Origin of the sequence: Deinococcus sp. Arct2-2, assembly GCF_004801315.1 — a bacterium.
In the GTDB taxonomy this organism is placed as follows: Bacteria; Deinococcota; Deinococci; order Deinococcales; family Deinococcaceae; genus Deinococcus.
The window spans coordinates 25,159-41,908 of the sequence record NZ_SSNW01000052.1; the positions used below are offsets into that span (position 1 = coordinate 25,159).

General features: G+C 63.4%; 13 protein-coding genes, 1 tRNA gene and 1 pseudogene. 5 read left to right on the forward strand and 10 right to left on the reverse strand.

Features of this window, described 5'->3' with window-relative positions:
• Positions 1–6: 6 nt before the first annotated feature.
• Together E7T06_RS17890 and E7T06_RS17895 are read right to left on the reverse strand one after the other, a co-directional pair.
• Positions 7–522 (reverse strand): hypothetical protein, encoded by a 516-nt coding sequence (locus tag E7T06_RS17890; RefSeq protein WP_136367125.1) that lies wholly within the window; start codon positions 520–522, stop codon positions 7–9.
• A gap of 82 nt (positions 523–604) precedes the next feature.
• A complete protein-coding gene (locus tag E7T06_RS17895; RefSeq protein ID WP_136367126.1) occupies positions 605–2,605 on the reverse strand; it encodes a hypothetical protein in 2,001 nt (666 codons plus the stop codon).
• 102 nt (positions 2,606–2,707) lie between these two features.
• On the opposite strand from E7T06_RS17895, the gene alr reads away from it, so the two are divergent.
• A complete protein-coding gene (gene alr / locus E7T06_RS17900) occupies positions 2,708–3,766 on the forward strand; it encodes an alanine racemase (protein ID WP_136367127.1) in 1,059 nt (352 codons plus the stop codon).
• Positions 3,767–4,120: 354 nt separating this feature from the next.
• Here the strand turns inward: alr and fni are convergent, their stop codons facing one another.
• On the reverse strand, positions 4,121–5,173 hold the full coding sequence (fni, locus tag E7T06_RS17905; RefSeq protein WP_136367128.1) for a type 2 isopentenyl-diphosphate Delta-isomerase: 1,053 nt from the start codon (positions 5,171–5,173) through the stop codon (positions 4,121–4,123).
• 206 nt (positions 5,174–5,379) lie between these two features.
• Here fni and E7T06_RS17910 point away from each other — a divergent pair.
• Positions 5,380–5,456 (forward strand) — tRNA-Met (locus E7T06_RS17910).
• Positions 5,457–5,541: 85 nt separating this feature from the next.
• On the opposite strand, the gene E7T06_RS17915 is transcribed toward E7T06_RS17910, so the two are convergent.
• The 6 genes from E7T06_RS17915 to E7T06_RS21940 all read right to left on the reverse strand — a co-directional run bounded on the left by E7T06_RS17915 (position 5,542) and on the right by E7T06_RS21940 (position 12,744).
• Positions 5,542–5,919, reverse strand: coding sequence for a hypothetical protein (locus E7T06_RS17915; RefSeq protein WP_168733625.1), 378 nt, complete (start codon positions 5,917–5,919; stop codon positions 5,542–5,544).
• 1 nt (position 5,920) lies between these two features.
• Positions 5,921–7,066: a butyrate kinase gene (locus E7T06_RS17920; RefSeq protein ID WP_136367129.1), complete on the reverse strand. Its 1,146-nt coding sequence runs from the start codon at positions 7,064–7,066 to the stop codon at positions 5,921–5,923.
• Positions 7,067–7,324: 258 nt separating this feature from the next.
• Positions 7,325–7,888, reverse strand: a complete 564-nt coding sequence (raiA, locus tag E7T06_RS17925) for a ribosome-associated translation inhibitor RaiA (protein ID WP_136367137.1) — start codon at positions 7,886–7,888, stop codon at positions 7,325–7,327.
• A gap of 353 nt (positions 7,889–8,241) precedes the next feature.
• The gene (locus E7T06_RS17930; protein WP_136367130.1) at positions 8,242–8,793 is read right to left on the reverse strand and encodes a hypothetical protein; all 552 of its coding nucleotides are present in this window, start codon (positions 8,791–8,793) and stop codon (positions 8,242–8,244) included.
• A gap of 301 nt (positions 8,794–9,094) precedes the next feature.
• On the reverse strand, positions 9,095–9,886 hold the full coding sequence (gene proC / locus E7T06_RS17935; RefSeq protein ID WP_136367131.1) for a pyrroline-5-carboxylate reductase: 792 nt from the start codon (positions 9,884–9,886) through the stop codon (positions 9,095–9,097).
• A 239-nt stretch (positions 9,887–10,125) separates the two neighbouring features.
• Positions 10,126–12,744, reverse strand: coding sequence for an HD-GYP domain-containing protein (locus tag E7T06_RS21940; protein WP_240741159.1), 2,619 nt, complete (start codon positions 12,742–12,744; stop codon positions 10,126–10,128).
• A 370-nt stretch (positions 12,745–13,114) separates the two neighbouring features.
• Here E7T06_RS21940 and E7T06_RS17945 point away from each other — a divergent pair, with 370 nt between their 5' ends.
• Positions 13,115–13,942 carry a 50S ribosomal protein L11 methyltransferase gene (locus E7T06_RS17945; protein WP_136367132.1) on the forward strand — a complete coding sequence of 276 codons (828 nt, stop codon included), beginning with the start codon at positions 13,115–13,117 and terminating at the stop codon, positions 13,940–13,942.
• A 10-nt stretch (positions 13,943–13,952) separates the two neighbouring features.
• On the forward strand, positions 13,953–14,642 hold the full coding sequence (locus E7T06_RS17950) for a 16S rRNA (uracil(1498)-N(3))-methyltransferase (RefSeq protein WP_136367133.1): 690 nt from the start codon (positions 13,953–13,955) through the stop codon (positions 14,640–14,642).
• A gap of 178 nt (positions 14,643–14,820) precedes the next feature.
• Here the strand turns inward: E7T06_RS17950 and E7T06_RS17955 are convergent, their stop codons facing one another.
• Complete coding sequence (locus tag E7T06_RS17955; protein ID WP_168733626.1) at positions 14,821–15,198, reverse strand: transposase; 378 nt, start codon at positions 15,196–15,198, stop codon at positions 14,821–14,823.
• A gap of 35 nt (positions 15,199–15,233) precedes the next feature.
• On the opposite strand from E7T06_RS17955, the pseudogene E7T06_RS17960 reads away from it, so the two are divergent.
• Positions 15,234–16,637 (forward strand): annotated as a pseudogene (locus E7T06_RS17960) (IS30 family transposase).
• Positions 16,638–16,750 lie beyond the last annotated feature (113 nt).

The window sequence follows — 16,750 nt, forward strand, 5'->3', positions numbered from 1 at the left end:
CGAGAACTATTGCGCGGAAAAATTGATGGCGCTCTGGGCCGTCAGCATGGGCTGATGTCCATTGCCCTGACTGCTCTGACTCTGGGTAATGCTGCTTACCGCGTCCCGGAGCCAGTAGGTGCGGCCATCTGCGCCGCTGAGGTTGACCACCACCTGCACACCCGCTGCGGCCTTGAGACCCTGTGCGGGGCCACTGGCGATGACCTGTGTGCAGCGGCTCCGGGCATCACAGGCGCGTGCAGCCTGCGGCGGTGCGTTCCAGACCCCTCCTGCCGTGACCATATACACGCCCATCACTTTCAGCTTGGGCAACTGCTTTTGCGTGGTCTGCAACCGAACGCGCAGATTCAGTGTGCTTTGGGCCAGTTGCGGAGTGGCGTCCAGTTTCACGGTGCGGCCCGCCAGATTCAGCGTCGTGGGCGCACTCAGCAGGTCTCCGGCACTGGGAGCAGGCGGCGAGGCCAGCCCACCGCACGCCACCAACCCGGCGGCGGCGCACAGCAACAACAGCGCCCGCTTCATGCCCCCAGCTTAGCCGACATTCGCCACAATTGCCGCGAACTTGCATACCAAACTCTGGCTGCCTGTCCTGCCCACCCGCCGTTCACCACCCGATGTCGGGAGCCGTGACCACTCGGTCAGCAGGCTGATCGGTAAACAGCGTGTAGGTGAAGGTGTAGGTGCCGGGAATCACGCGGGTCAGAATGAGATTGTCGCCCTCTACGCGGGGATTCACGTTGGCGAGGCTTGGCCCTTGCACGGCAATCGGGCCGCGCACGGCGGGTGTGCCGCTTCCGGTGGGCAGTGGGTCACCGATCCGCACATTTTCCAGTGTGCTGTCTACGGTCAGCACCAACGTGACCGTGTAGCCTGCCGCGCCGCCCGTCGTCCCAGCCGCACTTTGGGCGCTGGCTTCTACCGTTTTGGCGAGGCTGGCCCGTGCGCCGCCCTGCACATTGCGGGTCACATTCGCGCCGCCGGGGTTGCGCACGCGGGCTACACCAGTCGTTCGCAGATCAATCGGGTCAAGGATCGCTTCGGCGGTGTCGCTGCGGCATACGCGCACGGGGGCTTTCAGGCGCAGAGGTTGTCCGGCGCTGAAGTCTCCGGGGAGTTCCAGCGGGTAGTCGCTTGTCCAGCCTGCGGGCAAGTTCAGTTTCAGGCGGGCGGGCAGGCGATACGGGAATTCGGTTTTGGCGGTGGCCGTCAGTTGGGTCACGTCGCAGGCGTTCAAAATGTCGGGGGCAGTAATCAGCGTGATTTCTGTTTTCACGAGGTATTCGATGGTGACGCGGCCCGTGCTGCCGTCCACGACGCGCCCAGCCAGCGGCGGCGTAAAGGTGCTGCCGGGAATGGGCGTGGGTTTAATGGGATAGTCGCCGGGGGCCAGCGGCACGGTGTTGGGCGTGGTGAGGGTGCGGCCCGCCACCTCGAAGGGAATGCCGTTGAGCGGAATGCGCTGGCTGCCGTAGATGGCGACTGCGTCTACGTTCAGTTGGCCTTCGGGCGGGCGGGCCACGAAGCGCAGTTTGTTGTAACCGGGCTGATAGCGGATTTCGGTGGGCGAGACCACGTTGCCCGTACCTTCCAAAATGGTGGAACTGACAGGCACGTAACCCGGCGGCAACTGTGGGCGCACGGTGCTGTCTCCGATCTGCACGTAGCTCGCGCCGGGAATCGGGCGGCCCTGAGGGTCAACCACATCGACCAAGAGTTGGTTGGCGATCTTGATGTTTTCGGGCGGCGTGAATCCGCCCACCCGCGCTGTTACAGGCTGATCGTTGAGGCGGAAGGAATAGCGAATGGCGTTGGAATACTGCTTGGTGGTGGGTAGCACCCGGATAAACACCTGCCACTCTCCCACCTGATCCGCCGTCACATTAAACTTCTCGGTCACGGTTTTGCCGTTCTCGCTGCTGGTCATGTTCACGCGGCGGCCACCGGGCAAAATGATCCACGTTTCGGCTTCCCGCGCTCCGTCCACGTCGTAGTTCAGGATGCCCACCGTTTTGCCCACCCAGTCCGGGGTGACGGTCAGGCGGGCCGCCAGCAGCGGCGTCTGCTCGGTGTCACGGGCGTTCACGCTGAAGTCGCTTGTTTCCAGCGCAAAAGGCGCAGCGGTACGCAGGGCAAACGAGTTTTTGCCGTCGCCCCGGCTGCTGACCTTCAGGGTGTACGTTCCCGCCGCGAGGCCGCCCGCGTACAGGCTGTCCCACGTGTGCTCGCGGTTCATGCCGTAGCGCCGCTCGGCCACCAATCCATTTGGCCCGCTGAGGCTGAACACGCCCTCAAAAACGTCGATGCGTTTGTACAGTTCGTCTCCGAAATAGCCCACGCCGCGCCGTCCATCTACGTAGTCGGCCAAATTGAAGGTAGGCGAATAGACTTCGAGGCCCAGCGATTTGCCCGCGTCCTGCGCCGAAACCCGGATAATGTAGGTTTCCTGCGCCTGCGGCCACTTTTCGCCCACCGATACGAGGGGCAAAATGCCGCCTGTTTGGGCGAGGGCTGGGCCGCCCAGCAGCACGGCGAACGTGAGGAAAGCGGTGGCAACGGCGGCGCGGCGCACGTTCAGTGGGCGGGACGGGGAAGGCAACGTATTCACTGCCGGAAATGATACACGCGTCAGCAACCCAGCCGGGCAGGGCCGCGTGAGAATGCAGTTGCCCTGCCCTCCATTCCCGGCCTCAGCCGCTACCATAAGCGGGTGCTTGCGCGTGCTGTGGCCTCCATTTCCGCCTCTGCCTTATCGGGCAACCTGAGTGCCCTGAGTGCGCGGGCGGGCGTGCCGTTGCTGCTGCCCGTCAAGGCCGATGCCTACGGGCACGGGCTGGACTTGGTGGCGCGGGTGGCCGCCCGGCATCCCGCCGTCTGGGGCATGGCTGTTGCCACCCCGCGTGAAGCCGCACAATTGGCCGCCCTGAACACCGGGAAGCCCATTTTGCTGCTCACCCCGCCTACGCCCGATGAAGTGGGGCCGCTGGCCGATCTGGGGGTACGCCTGCCCGTCGCCTCGTTGGCCGAAGCCGATGCCTTGCCCGCCCATGCCCGCGCCCACTTGAAGATCGATACTGGCATGAACCGCCTTGGGGCGCGGCCCGCTGAAGCGGCAGCGATTGGGCAGCGATTGGCCGAACGGGGCCTTTTGGAAGGCGCGTATACCCACTTTGCCAGCGCCGACGAACCTGACCTGAGCTTTGCCCACACGCAGTTAGAGCGGTTCCGGGGCGTGTTGGCGCAGTTGCCGCCCCTGCTGGCGCACGCTTCCAACGGCGGCGGCATCCTGAGTTTGGGCCAACTTCCCGGTATGGGACTGGCGCGGCCCGGACTCGCCAGCTACGGTTTTGCGCCCCCGCACCTGCGCCCTGTGTTGCCCCTGACCCCCGTCATGACTCTCCGCGCCCGCATCACCCACATTCACACCGCTTACCTCGGCGAAAGTGTCAGCTATGGCGGGCTGTGGCAGGCGCAGAGCGAAACGTTGGTCGCCACAGTGGGCATCGGTTACGCCGACGGCTACCCGCGCAACGCCACGCTGAGGGCGTCGGTTCTGGTGGCAGGTCAGCGCCGCCCCACATTGGGCCGCATCTGCATGGATCAACTGATGGTTGACGTGACTGGGTTAGACGTAGGTTTGGGCGATTGGGTCGAGCTGTGGGGGCCGGGGAGCCTCACCGTGACGGATGTGGCCGAGTGGGGCGGCACGATTGAATATGAGGTGCTGACGGGGCTGGGGGCGCGGGTGGAGCGGGTGGGGGCTAAGTAGGGGGAGGCTTTGGCCCTCGCTTTGGTTCTCTGCGATGGATTTAATCTTAGTTTCTTGGCCTGTTGCCACGTCTTCCCCCACCCCCCAGCCCCCGCCCCCAAAGGGTGCAGGGGAGTTTGTCGCTCCGCTGAGGAGGATTGATCTTGTCGCGTTTTAAGTCGGCTTAATCCCTCTTTTGAAGCTGAATTGCCAGTCGTCTTGGTACTGGAATTGGCCCGCCCACTGCGTGGACGACGGCCTCACACGGAATTGGGCAGGAACGTGTTGAGGGGGCGGTGTCGGGGGTGTTAGCTCCTCACCCTTGAGGGGGGAGGCTGGGAGGGGGTGAGTGAGCGCCAGCGATTACCCTTCCCCTCATTCCCCCCGCGCCGCCCCCACACTCCCAACACCGCCCACAAACAGAGCCACCCGCAACTCGTAGATAAACTGCCGCAGCCACGCTTCCACGGCGTCGGCACTGTCTAGCGCAGGCTCTAGCAACGGGCGGGCGACGGCTACGGCTGTTGCTCCCAAACTCAGGGCGCGGGCGGCGTCCAGTCCGGTGCGAATGCCGCCCGACGCGATCAGGGGTGTATGGGGTGCGGCCTGCTTCGCTTCCCGAATGGCCTGCGCGGTGGGAACGCCCAATTCGCATAAATCCGGCGCGATGACCCGGCCGTGATGCACCAACTGTTCCACCCGCGCCCAACTTGTGCCGCCCGCGCCTGCCACGTCGAAGGCCGCAAATCCTGCGCCTGATACCGCCTGCAACGTGGCCGCGTCTAGTCCGTGTCCCACTTCCTTCAGCACCACCGGAAACCCAAGTTGCGGCACCAGCTCAGTCAGCCGCGCCGCCATGCCTGCCCAGTCCGTGTCGCCGCCTGCTTGCAGGGCTTCTTGCAGCGGGTTGACGTGAATGGCTAGCGCGTCGGCCCCCACCGCCTGCACGGCGCGGGCAGCTTCGGCGGGGCCATACGCGCCTCTGCTGCGGGTCGGCAAAAACTGCGCGGCTCCCAAATTGCCGATGAGCAAGATGTCGGGGGCCACGCCGCGTACCTCAAAACTGGCCGCCGCCGCCGGGTTTTCCAGCATCACGCGCTGTGAACCCAGCATCATGCCCACGCCGAGGCGCTGCGCCGCCACCGCCAAATTCCGGTTAATGTGCGCGGCCCGCTCTGCACCGCCCGTCATCGCGCCGATCAGCACGGGGGCCGCGAGAGTGCGGCCCAAAAACGTCGTTTGCAACTCCACGTCATCCAAATTCAGCCCCGGCAAGGCGCGGTAAGGCCACGCCACCCATTCTAGCCCGGTGGTCACGCCCGCATATTGGCTTTCTGGCCGCAAGCAAGCCTCTATGTGCCGCAACTTGCGCTCCTGAATGCCTGCCGTTCCTGCCTGTTGCCTACTCCCGCCGACGCCGTTGCTCACGGCCCTAGCCTACCCGCCCGCGCCGCGTGTGGTGGTAGGATTCCCCGCCGTAAGGTGCGGCTTTGGCAGTGGCCTGTGCAGATAGGGTGTTGACAGTTCGCAAAACCCGCGCTACTATTCCTAAGCGCCGGAAGAAACACCGTCCGGCACGGTGAAAAGCAACCAAAGCACAGTTGATGTGTCCGGTTGAGCAACACCAAGGTTGACGCAGGGTAGAGCAGTCCGGTAGCTCGTCGGGCTCATAACCCGGAGGTCGCAGGTTCAAATCCTGTCCCTGCAACCAAAGCAGTAAGAACGAGAATTCCCCGCCGAAAGGTGGGGGTTTTTGTTGTGGCTCAGGTACGTTCCGTCTTCGCTGCGTAGTTCTCTCAGCGCATCTGGTCGCGCACCGCCGCCAGCATGTCTTCAAATTCATCCTGAAAGTCGTCTTCCAGTTGCTCGTCACGAATCAGTTCATCTTGCAGCGTCGTGCTTTGTTCCCGTGTCCAGCGCACACGGGCATTTCGGGCGCTGCTCACGTTGCCTTTGCCCGCTATAAACCGCGCCGCGTGCCGCACAGCCTCGCGGGGGTCTTCGGTGGGCGCGATCACACTAAGGTTGCGCAGGCCGCTGCGGTCGTTCACCAATGAACAGATGACTTCTACGCGCTGGCCTTTGCGGGTCAAAAAGACCTGATCCACGCGCCACATGCTGGTGGCCCGAATCGGTTCCGGCGCGGCGCGGGCAGCCTGTCGTCGGCGGGCCACGCTAAGCGTTCTCGCTGTTGGGCGTGGGCAACGGGGGAGAGGTGGTGACTGAACTTGCGGCGGCAGGGGTCGCCACTGGCGCGGCGTGAGGCCACTGGCGCACCTGCTCCAGTCCCAGCAGCACGCGGCCTACGCCTTCTGCCAAGGCTTCCAGCTCCAGTTCTCCGGGCACCACGATCACGGGGGCGATCCACGCCACGCGCCGTTCTATCCGGTCTACGAGGCCGTCCCAGCGGGCAATGCCCCCGGTCAGGGCAATGGCGTGGGGGCGGCCCGGCAGCGCGGCGCACTGCTCGCCAATCGCTTTGCACGCCTGCTGCACAAAGGCGGCGGTGGCGGCCTGTACAGCGGGGTCACTCAGTTCACGGGCTTCCAAATCTTTCAGGTTGGCGCTTCCGGTCAGGGCGCGGAAGCCGCCTTCTCCGGCCAACAGCCGCAGGGTTGCGGCTTCGCCGTGTTCGCGCACCAACTTCAGCAGGGCGCGGGTGGGCAGCGGGCCGCCCTGCATGGCTCCCATCGGGCCACCGTCGGGGCCAGTTCCAGTGGTGTCTATGGCGCGGCCTCCATCAAAAGCCGTGACGCTGGTGGTTGCGCCTAAATGGGCCACCACGACTCTGGCATCGCCCAGCCGTTTGCCGACCTCGTGCGCGGCGCGGCGGGCCACCACACGGGCATTCAGGGTATGAAAGCGCGTAGCCCGCGTGACGCCCTGCACGCCTGTGGCACGGGCTTCGGGCAGCAGTTCGTCCACACTCTGCGGATCAACGATGTACGCCGGAACGCCCCACACCTCGGCCAACGCCAACGCCAGCGGGCCACCAAAGTTGGCGGGTTCCGACGCGCCCTCGCCTTGCAGCGCGTACTCGGCCAATTCCGGCGTGACTCGGTAGGTTCCGGCAGGTACGCGCCCGATCAGGCCGCCGCGCCCTACCACCGCGTCGGGTGCGGGCCAGTCGGCGGTCAGGGTACGAATCTGGGCATTCAGGTCGGCCAACTGTTCGATGCTGGGCGGGCCAGACAGCGGCAACTCGGCCCGCTCCAGTTCTACCCGCAGTTGCCCCGGCAAAGCAGGATTCAAGCTAGGTTCAACCCTTGCACACGCCAATTTCACGCTGCTCGACCCCGGATTGATCACATGCGCGATCATAAACGCCACAGCGTAGCATTCCCGCCGCGAATCTGCGCTGTCCTTTGTTGCGGATGAGGGACAGAGAAGGACGTGCATTCGGTTCTGCCTTCGCCTTTCATGGAACTTGCAGACGAAGAGGAGGTATCCAGCGGTGAACAAGCCTCATCCTTCGTATCCGACGCGCTAGCCAAAGCTTAATCTTATGGACTACACCCGATACGAAGCGGGGGCCAGAACTGAAATTGTTCTGGCCCCGGCCCTCTAATACTCTGTGATTTAGCTGGGTTCGATCAAACCAAAATGTCCGTCGTGGCGGCGGTACACCACGTTGCAGTTGTTAGAAGTCATGTTCTTGAACACGTAGAAATCGTGTCCGAGGGCTTCCATCTGTGCCACCGCGTCTTCGGCACTCATGGGGCGCATGTCGAACTTCTTCTGGCGCACGATTTCGGGCATAAATTCGCTCACGTCGTCCAGCCCGGCGGCCACCGCAGCTTCGGCTAGGCCGGGTTCGGGGGCGGGAATGGGTTCGGTGCGGTGCTTCAGGAAGCGGGTCTTGAATTTGCGAAGCTGGCGCTCCAGCACGTCGCTGGCCTTGTCTATCGCGGCGTACATGTCGGCGTGGTGTTCTTCTGCGCGAATAATGCCGTGTGGCACGTTCAACTGCACTTCAACCCGGTTGCGCCGTCCTGAATCCCGTACTTCCCTGACCGTCAATGTCACGCGTGCGTCGGTAATCTGGTCGCTATAGCGATCCAACCGCGTGAGTTTTTCCTCGACGTAATCGCGCATAGCATCGGTAACATCGACGTTTCGGCCAGACAGCTTGTAGATGTGCACGGCTTTCACTCTCCTGTGTCCCGGCAGGGGCGGTAGGTCTTACGGTCTTGCCGGGAGTTCACTCTATGCGCCGAGTCATCTGTTTGTCAGGCGAACAGATCACAGCGCAAACTCATCTGGCGGAGTATCTTAATGAGCGGAGAACTTACCCCTGCTGATCCTGATTCCGGCGCTGTCGGAAAGTCGTAGAGGTGTGCTGGCAGGCTAAATTTTGCTGGCGTGGCCTAAGTTGCCCCGCCTGTTTCAGTCATCTGCCGATGCATGAGAACGGGCTGGCCGCTGCCTCTTCCGCTGCCGTAAATCTGAAGATGAAGAATGAAGCAACGGAACTGTCGCTCTGGCTTTCCGGCTCTCTACTTCACCAAGTCGATCTTGCTGCCGTCGGCGGTTTGGTAGCGCACCACGCCCACCGTCGGCACAAAGTAAGTCAGTTGGATGCTCTGGCGGCCCCCGCTGGTCAGCACGGTGCGGATCAGGAGGGCGTTGTAAGCGGTGCTGCCCACCCGCACCGGCTCTACGCCCATAACCCGGCTGGCCGATTTGAGTGTGCCGCTGCTGCTGCTCCACGTTTGCCCCGGCGTCAGCGGGCCGGGCGGATACACGTTCAGGGGCGGCGTGTACCAGTTCACGCGCCCGCCTGCATTCACGCCGCGCAGCCACACGCTGCCATCGGTGCGGTATTCCATCAGGTCTTGGGTGTACACGGTGCTGCCGTATTGGTGGGCCACCGGAACTACGCGCACGCCTTTGTACACCGCAGGCGGGCCGATTTCCTGCGTTTCGCCACTGGAATAAGTCCAGCGCAACCCCGTTTTTTGGGGGTAGTACCCGCTGGGTGGGGCCGCGCCTGCACCGGGGGCACAGGTCAATACCAGCAGCGAACTCAGGAGGGCGGCAACACGCATCGGGCCTACGCTAGAGCAGTGGGCCTCACACGGGTCTGACTTTTACGGCGTTCTGTCAGTGGTGAGTGGTCAGCGGTCAGTGGGAAAGGCGTGTTGGACGATAGAAATCAAGGTTAGTCGAGGGCGGAACCACTTCACCAACGGTTCGAACGGTGTTGGGTTGACGGTTCTGAGCGAACCTCCCGGTCTGCTTTTCAGCCAGCCTCCCTTCAGGCTGTGCCAGTCAAGGGGAGCGCAAAAGAGCTGTTGTCCTCCCCTTGAGGGGGGGCGTTGCGTGAGCAACGGGGGGGTTGCACTCCCCCTACTCCTGATCGCGCCCCAGTTCGATGCTGCGGCGGGTGGCGGCGATCACGGCTTTCATCAGGCCGCCTCGCACGCCCGCTTCTTCCAGCGCTTCCAGTCCGGCAATGGTGGTTCCGCCGGGGCTGGCGACTTCATCTTTGAGCAGGCCGGGATGTGCCCGCTGCTGCAAAAGTTCGCCGCTGGCAACTAACAATTTGGCGGCGAGTTCGTTGGCGAGGGGGCGCGGCAGACCCATTCTCACGCCCCCGTCTGCGAGGGCTTCGGCCACCACAGCAGCGTAGGCGGGGCCGCTGGCGCTCATGCCCGTAAAGGCGTTGAACAGGTGTTCGGGCAGGTCATACACGTCGCCCACCGCGCCAAAGAGGGTCATGGCAAAAGCCAAGTCTCCGGCATCCTGCGCTTCACGTGGCCCGGTAATGGCGGTTTGGCTGCGGCCAATGGTGGCGGCCAAGTTGGGCATCACGCGCACCACACGCTTGGTTCCCAGTCGCCGTACCAGCGTTGCCGTACTCACGCCCGCCATCGTGCTGATGTAGCCGGTGTTTTCCTGTGCCAGCCATTCGGTGACTTCGGGGAAGACGCGGGGTTGCAGGCTGACCAGCACGCGCCCCGCATAGGCCAAATCTGCCCGCTTGATGACGCGTGCGCCTGTGCGGGTGGCAATTTCTTGCACACGGGCTGTATTGACATCGAGCAGGCCGATTTCGGATGGGTCGATGACGCGCTGGGCGGTCACACCTTCGAGCAGGGCGAGGCCGAGTTTGCCGACGCCGACGATGGCAAGCTTCATGGGGCGCAGTATACGGATGGTTGGAAGGCGGGGAGCGTGCCTGTGCAGCCTAGAGGGGGAGCTAGGAGCAGCCGCCTGAGAGGGACAGGACTCGGAGTGTTGCGGCTGTGATTTGGCAGAGTGATTAGGATTGGGACGATGAGCAGCCGTATGAAGGGCCGTCCATAGTGTGAAGGGCGGGGAACTCTCTGCACACCGCCGCAAGATTCAGCTATTCGACATGCTCAAGCAATCCTTGATTACGTGCCGCTTTCCGTCGTCTCTATCGGGGCGCTGCTGTCGTCCATGCTCCGCAACACGCCTTCAAACTGTTCCAAAATGTCTGGGTCAAGGTGCGTACCTGCCATGCGGCGCATCTCGAACAAGGCGTCGTGTTGAGTCCACGATTTTTTGTAGGGGCGCTCGCTGGTCAGGGCGTCGTAGACGTCTACTACCGCAAAGAGCCGCGCCAGCATAGGAATTTCGTGCTGTGCCAAGCCGTCGGGGTAGCCGCGCCCGTCCCAGCGTTCGTGGTGGTGGCGCACCACACCCAGCACTTCGGGCGGCACGAATTCCTGTTCTCTCAGCATTTGCTCGCCAATGGTGACGTGTTGGTGCATCAGCTCGCGCTCCCGCGCCGTCAGGGGGCCAGTTTTCAGCAGTACGGCGTCTGGAATGGCAATTTTGCCGAGGTCGTGCAGATACGCGCCCCAGCGGAGGTGGGTCAGTTGGGTAAAATCGAGGTCGAGGTGTAGGCCAAGTTTCAGCGCCCATTCGGTCACTCGGTCAGTGTGGCCTTTGGTTTCGTAGCTGCGGTATTCCAGCACCGTGCCCAGCACCCGGAAAGCCTGTTCGCGGGTGTGCGCCAACGTTCGCAGAGCCACATAGCGTTCGGCGGCGCTACTCACCCGCTGCGCCAACAGTGCCAGCAGGCCGGGTGTTTCGGGTGCTGGGCTGGCTCCCTCCCGCGTGTCCAGCAGCGCCAGTACGCCTGTGGTGCGCCCCGAAGACTGAATAGGCGTGAGCAGGGCGCTGGTCAGCGGAAGTGATAACAGCGGATGCGGCGCACTCAGCAGCAGTTGTTCGCCGCCGCTGGCAACGGTTCGCAGCATGCTCAGGGGCACGGTCAATTGCTCTTGGCCCACCTGCACAATCGAGGTCAGGTCTGCCGCGCCGCCTTCCGTGCCGCGTGTGGTCTGCACCGTCAGGTACGTGCCCGACTGCGCCCCGGTGCGCCCCGTCAGGTGGGTCAATCCGCGCTCGGCCAGCGTGTACGGAATATCGGTTTCCCCCAAACTCCGCAGCAGGCTCAGGGCGGTCAGGTGTCCATCGGCATCCGAGCCGGGCAGGTCGCCCAGCAAGCTTTGCAGGTGGGCGGGATGGTTGGCCGCCTCCAGCAGCGCCGTCCACGCTTCCGGGTTGGGATGAGACGGCCAGTAGGGGCACTGGAAGACCCACGCCCCGGCGAGTGGCCCCGCCGCCCGCAGAGGCACCACCAAGGTCGCCTGACGCGCCGCAAAGCGTCCGAAGGCCAGCACGAACGGGGTGACGACGTGGCCCGCTGCCAACCGCCGTACCAACGAACTCCGCAGCAAGCGGTTCAGATCCGGCTGGCTGAGGCTGCCCAGTTGCACCGGACAAAAGACCTGCACCGATGACGTGGGGGACGGGATTGGGGACACCTCTGAGGCAGAAGGCTCTGGGCGCTGCACCGTAATCAGCGCCGCGCCTCTGGCCCCTACCAAGCGCATGGCCGAATGCAGGGGCGCGTCGGGGGAGGCGTCGTGGGTGGCCAGTGCCAACAGGTCGCCGCTGAGAACGCTGCCGAGATGCGCGGCCCGCTCGCGCCGCTGTGCCCGGCACTGGGCGCGGGCTTGAGCAGCCACCAACGTCAGCACTTGCAAAGCTGCTGCCCGTTCCTGCTGCTCAGCCGTTTGCTGTGTGGGTGCGGCCTGCTCTGGGGCTGATTGATCCGTGTGGAGGTGGGCAAGTTGGGTCTTTGCCGCTTGAATTCCGGATGTCTGCGTGCTGGATGTTTGGGGCTTGGCTGTTTGGGCTTTGGCTGTTCGGGATTTGGATGTGCGCTGCGGCTGGCTCTCGCTGCGGCCTTCCCAAATCCACAGTGAGCCTACCGGGGTGCCGTCTGGCGCGTAGATCAGGGCGGGGCGGTGCGCCGAGTCCGAACTGTGGGCCTCTATGCCCAAAACGAGGGCGCTGTACGCCGCGTTCTGCTCTGTGTGCAGTTTCACGCCGTCGCTCAATTGAACCTGAGCCGCGCTGCCCCGCGCCTGCCAGTACGCCACTGCCGCCGCCAACGCAGCGGGCAAAGGGAGAGCCAGCCAGCCCACCATCTGTGCCGGAATAGCAGCGGGGAGAGCCGTCACAACAGGCGGCGCGGGTGCTTCGGGAGCCCGGGCGGAGGGCCAACTGAGCGTCAGGTACAGGGGTTGATTGCGGGTGTGCCGTTTGTCTGCACTGTCTTGCCCTTCGGCTCCGCTCGGCTCGTGCTGCCCCTGAACCGGGCCACTGAAACCCGGGCTACTGAAACACAGATCGGCGGTGGTCGTGCGGCGGTGTTGGCCCGGCCACCTGATGCCTATGGGGGCGGGGTCAGACAGCAGGACATGTCCGGTCAGGCGGGCCGCCGTGACATGGCGTTCGCGGATACAGGGCAGCCATGCCAACGCCGCCCGCAACTTGTCGGGGGCCGCCGACTCTACCGACAGGTGTCCATCTGGGTGAAGACACAGTTGGGCTTCTCCGGGCGGCACTTGGTAGGCAGCGACTGGATTGGGGGTGGTGGGCCGATTTTTATCAGACTGCGCCACAACGGCAGACGCCCCGGCAGGTGCGTGCAATGTGTTGCGGCTGTCTTTCACGGAGTTCCCCCAAAGTGTGCCCTCTGCGTTCAGAGGTTGTTACCGAAGTGTAAGGCTAAAGTCTGAAGATCAGAAGTGTTAAGGAAGTCAGTCCACTGGGGGCTTGCGCGGAGCAACATTTTGTGTTGAACCACTTAACATCAACTCTATTTTTATCTCACATTAACAATGAGAATGACCGCCGAGTTCTAGACGAATCGGAAAAGTTGCTGCCTCAGCGTTTGCCTTGAGGCTGATCAGGTCTAACGCCTTCGCCCGTAATTGACCGGTTGAATAGTACACTATTTTAGTGGGCCTGCGGGGTGAAGTTGGGGGTACGGGCCTACGGCGCTGAGCGTATAGGGCTGGGTCAGCCGCTACACTCTGGCCTATGTTGGTGTATCACCTGCCCGGAACCTTTGAAACCCGCGAAGCCCACCTCGACCTGTTGTGGGAGGCGGGAGCCACAGGCCTCGAAGAACGCGCTGGACTGATCCGCGCCTATTTCAACGCCCAGAGCGACCTTGATCCTGCTATTGCCGACGGCGAGTGGCGAGAGGAAGCCGAGCAGGACTGGCAGGCCGAATTTCGCCGCACCTTGCGCCCCGTGAAAGCCGGACGCCTGACCATCGTGCCGCCTTGGCTGCTGCACGAAGTTGAAGCTGGGCAAGTGCCGCTGATCATCGAACCCGGCATGGCCTTCGGCACGGGCCACCACGCCACTACGCGCATGGCCGTAGAAGCCCTCTCTGCGCTGGAGTTGACTGGCCTGCGCGTGCTGGACGTAGGCACAGGCAGCGGCGTGCTGGCGATTGCCGCCGCGTTGCTGGGCGCTGAACACGCGCTGGGCGTCGATATCGACCCGCTGACCATTCCGATTGCCCGCGAAAATGCCGAGATCAACAGCGTGCCCGCCGGACGCAGCCGCTTTGAAGAAGGCTCTTTGGGACTGGGCAATTCTGGTGGGCAAGAGGATGATTGGCAAGACGAGCCATTTGATGTGCTGGTAGCCAACCTGTACGCCGAACTGCACGACCTGTTGGCCGGAGAATACGCCGCGCAGTTGCGGGCGGGCGGGCCACTGATCCTGACCGGAATCCTGACCAATAAGCTGCCGCTGGTGCGTGAAGCGCTAGACCGGGAAGGCTTCGAGGCCGTGCAGGTGCGTGAAGACGGCGAATGGGTGTTGGTCACGGCCCGCGCCCCTGCCCACCGATGAGGGCTGTCAGGTGAGCGTGCGGATAAAGGTAGACGCCCTCACGCCCACCATCTTGCTCGGCCCGCGTGAGGCGCGGCATGTGCAGGTGTTGCGCCTCGGCCCCGGCGACAGCCTGCGCGTGTTTGATGGACAGGGCGTGGAGGCTGAGGCCACCCTGACCGAACTGACCGAATTGGGCGCAGTGCTGACTTTGGGCGCGGGCGTGCAGGCCACTGCCGAAACGCCGCAGCCCGTGACCCTCGCCATCGCGCTCCTCAAGGGCGACAAGCTGAGCGACGTGACCCGCGCCGCCACCGAACTTGGCGTGGCCCGCATTCAACTCCTCATCACCCGGCACGCCGACGTCCGCGAAATTGGCACGCAAAAGCTGCTGCGCCTGCGCCGGGTGGCCGAAGAAGCCAGCAAACAATCCCGCCGCGCCGTGACGCCCGAAGTGCTGGAGCCGCTGCCTTTGGCCGAGTTCGTGTGGTCAGGCACGCTCTTTTTGGCCCATCCCGGCAGCCGCGCTACGTTGGCAGAACACCTGAACTGGGCCGCCCCAGTCACCGTTCTGACTGGGCCGGAAGGCGGATTTTCTGACCCCGAAGTGTCGCAGTTGCAGGAGCGTGGGGCGGTGGCGGTGACGCTCGGCCCCCGGATTCTGCGGGCGGAAACTGCGCCGATTGCGCTGCTGGGGGCGATTGTGGCGACGGGGGTTTAGGGTAATAGTCTGAGGTTGCTGGGGGCTTTGTCTAAAGGTCGAAGGTCTAAGGAAGGTCAAGAGCAATCGCTGCGCTCACTTCCCCTCACCCCGCTGCGGTGCAGCGCCCCTCTCCCACAAGGGGCGAGGGCTAAAGGCAAACACTAAAAACCTTGTTTAAGTACAGCAAGATAATTTTTTAGATAAACTTTGCACCAATGGCGCTGAGGGCGAGATGTAGTGCAGCCTCAAGTTCAGCCAGAGTGTTGTAGGAGCGGCGGGGCATCAACACCCCTTTGATCTGCTTCCAAATCCCCTCAATCAGGTTCAGGAACGGTGCATAGGGCGGAAGATACCGGAGATACAGGCCCTGGGCTTCCCAACCGATTTGTTTTTCCCGAATGGCTTTGCCCCGATGAACTGCAGCATTGTCGAGGACGATCACAGTGAGCCGGGACGGCTCACTGTGCTGAGCAAGGGTATCCAGATAGGCGATCACCTGTCCTTGATTGCACCTGCCCTGCAACGTACGCAGCTCCAATGCTGGCGTTGTGCCGTGCAGCGTGGGTGAATTCAAGTGGTCGTCGCAACACCTCAAACCAGGGGGTTGTGATGAAACATGTGAAACGGCAGTCAGATCGATCTGGACGGAGTAAGATGAGTTCACCAGGACGGCCAAGACTGGCACGGCGTGAAGCTCAGCAGCGGTTCTGGACGTTGATCGCCGCAGGGTGGTCGAGTGTCGACGCTGCGACGGGCGCAGGGATCTCGCCAGCGGTTGGGACACGGTGGTTCCGGGAGGCCGGTGGCATGCCAACACCAACGTGAGGCCCAAAAGCAACCCCCCTTTCTGGGCGCTGTTTATCGTTTGTCGAGCGCGAAGAGATCGCACTCTCCCGAGCGCAACAGCTCGGCATTCGCGAGATTGCCCGTCGATTGAAGCGAGCGGCATCGACGATTTCACGTGAGGTACGGCGCAACGCCGCCACACGGAATGGTGGCCTATTGTACCGGGCGACCACCGCGCAGTGGCACGCCGAGCGTGCCGCCCGGCGTCCAAAGCCAGCAAAACTGGCGGTCAACGTGACTTTGCGGACGTATGTCGAAGATCGGTTGTCGGGCGTATTGGTCTCGGCCACAGGAACGCCGATTCCTGGGCCAACAGTGGCTTGGAAGGGCCGCCGTCATGGTCAGCGACAGGCTCGGCGGTGGACCGCGGCGTGGAGTCCAGAACAAATCGCCCAGCGCTTGCGACTCGACTTCCCGGAGGATGACACTATGCGCATCAGCCACGAAGCCATTTACCAAGCGCTGTACATCGAAGGTCGCGGCGCAACGCGCCACGACCTGACGGCTTGTCTCCGGACGGGCCGAGTGCTGCGCGTGCCGCGGGCACGCCGGTACAGCCCGGGCAAAACGTTCGTTATTCCCGAGGTCATGCTCAAAGCGCGCCCAGAGGAGGCGACGAACCGGGAAGTGCCCGGTCACTGGGAGGGAGATCTCATCCTCGGGTTGGGCAGCTCATCGATCGGCACACTCGTGGAGCGCACCACGCGCTTCACCCTGTTGTTGCACCTGCCCCGGATGCCGGAATATGGTCTGCAGGCGCCGGTGAAGAACGGGCCAGCTTTGGCTGGCCACGGTGCTCAGGCCGTCCGGGAAGCCATTGCCCGGGTGATGACGACCGTGCCCCCCCAGCTCCGCCGCTCACTGACTTGGGATCAGGGTGCAGAAATGAGTCAGCACGAACACCTGCACCTGGACACGGGGGTGGGCATCTATTTCTGCGAGCCGAGAAGCCCTTGGCAGAGAGGGACAAACGAAAATACCAACGGGCTCTTGCGCCAATACTTTCCGAAAGGCACGGAGTTGAGCCTGCACAGCGCAGACGACCTCGCGGCTGTAGCAAAGACGCTCAATGCCAGACCACGCAAAGTCTTGGGGTGGCAGACACCCAAGGAGGCCTTTGAATACGCGCTACACGGACTTGAAGCTGCTGTTGCGACCACCGCTTGAATCCACCGGGTACGTACCGATCACATTGAGGCGACCTTGGGAGCCCCAGCGGGTCGGAATGCGGAACTGTTGTCCAGAGCCACGCCTAAACCACGTTGACGCCACGGATCACA